This is a genomic window from Acidovorax sp. LjRoot38 (assembly GCF_964252975.1).
GTDB lineage: Bacteria > Pseudomonadota > Gammaproteobacteria > Burkholderiales > Burkholderiaceae_C > Acidovorax > Acidovorax facilis.
Genome location: NZ_CAXUPT020000037.1, coordinates 1 through 2,307 on the forward strand (window position 1 = coordinate 1; position 2,307 = coordinate 2,307).

General features: G+C 57.6%; 2 protein-coding genes and 1 pseudogene. All 3 read right to left on the reverse strand.

From position 1 onward, the window contains the following. Positions 1 to 70: 70 nt before the first annotated feature. Positions 71 to 556: a cupredoxin domain-containing protein gene (locus tag ACSQ22_RS26220; RefSeq protein ID WP_063459327.1), complete on the reverse strand. Its 486-nt coding sequence runs from the start codon at positions 554 to 556 to the stop codon at positions 71 to 73. Positions 557 to 591: 35 nt separating this feature from the next. Further along, positions 592 to 2,004 carry a multicopper oxidase family protein gene (locus tag ACSQ22_RS26225; protein ID WP_436131955.1) on the reverse strand — a complete coding sequence of 471 codons (1,413 nt, stop codon included), beginning with the start codon at positions 2,002 to 2,004 and terminating at the stop codon, positions 592 to 594. Positions 2,005 to 2,022: 18 nt separating this feature from the next. Continuing rightward, positions 2,023 to 2,307: pseudogene (locus tag ACSQ22_RS26230) on the reverse strand (TolC family protein); the annotation flags it as partial.

A 2,307-nucleotide genomic window follows, 5' to 3' on the forward strand; every position in this document is an offset into this window, starting at 1 on the left:
GCGCCGATTAAAAGACTGTTTGCGTTTTTCATAGGAACTCCTTGTTCAATCGCGTAGAAGACTTTTCAGCTTACTTCTTCACCACCGTGACCTGGCCCTTCATGCCCGCGTCGTAATGACCTGGGTAAAGGCAGGCAAACTTGACTTCACCAGCCTTTGTGAACTGCCAGATGATTTCCCCTTGCTTGCCTGGAGCCAGCGACACTTTGCTGGGTTCGTCATGCTCCATATCCGGGAACTTCTTCATCGTCTCGTAGTGTTCCTTGAGTTCGGCATCGGTACCCAGGCTGAATTCGTGTTTGACCTGACCACCGTTCTTAATTACGAACTTGATAGTCTCGCCCTGCTTGACGGAGATTGCCGCGGGCGTGAAGCGCATGGTGTCAGCCATGTCAACATTGATCGTGCGGCTTACCTTGCTTGCTGTACCTGGCTGTCCTATGGCTGACTCCTCGCTTCCGTGGCCGTGACCACCGCTGTGAGTACCACCTGCCAGGCTATTGAAAGACAGAGCCACCAGGGTTGAGGCAGCGATCAGGGAAAGAGTGCTTTTCATAGTTACCTTACGTTGTGAATGAGGAAAGGGGGCGATCAATGGCCGCTGTGCGAAGACGGCTTTTTGACCTTGACGACAGTGTCCGAACTTGACTTTTCTTTGCGGGGCATGGATTGGCCACCTTCAGCCTTGAAGCGGGCGGGCTCAACCATCGGGCCGGTGTACTCGTAGGCCACCGTGCCCTCCGGGTTTTTGTACCAACCCGGGTTTTTGTAGTCGCCCGGCTTCTGGTCGCGGCGTACTTTGACGACGCTGAACATTCCGCCCATTTCGACCGAGCCGAACGGGCCTTCTCCGGTCATCATCGGGATGGTGTTGTCCGGAATGGGCATTTCCATTTCCGTCATGTCTGCCATGCCGCGCTCGCCCATGACCATGTAGTCGGGGATCAGGTTGTTGATCTTCTTGGCAACGCCGCGGTGGTCCACTCCAATCATGGTGGGAATGTCGTGACCCATTGCATTCATGGTGTGGTGGCTCTTGTGGCAGTGGAACGCCCAGTCGCCTTCTTCGTCCGCGAGGAACTCAATCTGGCGCATCTGGCCCACGGCCACGTCGGTTGTCACTTCATAGAGACGGGTGCTCTTGGGCGTGGGACCGCCGTCCGTGCCCGTTACCAGAAACTCGTGTCCGTGCAAATGCATCGGGTGGTTGGTCATGGTGAGGTTGCCGATGCGGATGCGCACCTTGTCGTTGAGCCGAACGTTCAAGGAATCGATGCCAGGAAAGATGCGGCTGTTCCACGTCCACAGATTGAAGTTCAGCATTTCCGCGACCTTGGGCGTAGCGGCGCCGGGCTCAATGTCATAGGCACTGAGCAGGAAGCAAAAGTCTCGATTCACTTCATCAATCAGCGGATGCTTGGTCTTTGGATGCGTGATCCAAAAGCCCATCATGCCCATGGCCATCTGGGTCATCTCATCGGCGTGCGGGTGGTACATGAAGGTGCCTGGACGGCGAGCCACGAATTCGTAGACAAAGGTCTTCCCTGACTGGATCGCTGGCTGGTTCAAGCCCGCCACGCCGTCCATGCCGTTGGGCAAACGCTGTCCATGCCAGTGGATGCTGGTGTGCTCGGGCAGCTTGTTGGTCACAAAAATGCGGACGCGATCGCCTTCCACGACTTCAATGGTGGGACCGGGACTCTGGCCGTTGTATCCCCACAGGTGGGCCTTGAAGCCAGGAGCCATTTCGCGCACGACGGGTTCTGCTACCAAGTGGAACTCTTTGACCCCCTGGTTCATGCGCCAAGGCAGCGTCCAGCCGTTGAGCGTGACCACCGGGTTGTAAGGACGCCCGGAGTTGGGTACGAGCGGCGCCATGGTGTCTGGACTTGTCTGGTACACGGGTTCCGGCAGTGCTGCCATCGCCACTCGGCTCACACTCGCTGCGGCCACGGCCCCTCCGGCGATGCCCGCAAATCGGAAAAAATCTCTTCTTGAATTCATGTTGGTTTCCTTGAGGGATCAGTGACCTGCACCAGCTTCGGCTGCGGCTGCGCCACCGCCCGAGACACCTGCGCTGGTGGGCTTGCCGATGAGGGAGGCTTGAAGGGCTGCGTCCGCTAGCCAAAACTGCTGTTCGGCGTTCAGAGCCGCCATCACTGAGTTCACCTGGTCGCGGGAGTCGGCAAGTAGTTCAAAGACGCTGATCAGCATCCCGTTGTAGCGAAGCTGGTTTTCTTCAGAGATGCTCTTACGCAGCGGGATCACTTCGTCGCGGTGGTGGCGCGCGATGTCGTATGCCGTGCG

What these genes read in the sequence shown, in the direction of transcription:
- ACSQ22_RS26225 (WP_436131955.1), bottom strand. Translation starts at nt 2,004, where the DNA reads ATGAATTCAAGAAGAGATTTTTTCCGATTTGCGGGCATCGCCGGAGGG.
- ACSQ22_RS26220 (WP_063459327.1), bottom strand. Translation starts at nt 556, where the DNA reads ATGAAAAGCACTCTTTCCCTGATCGCTGCCTCAACCCTGGTGGCTCTG.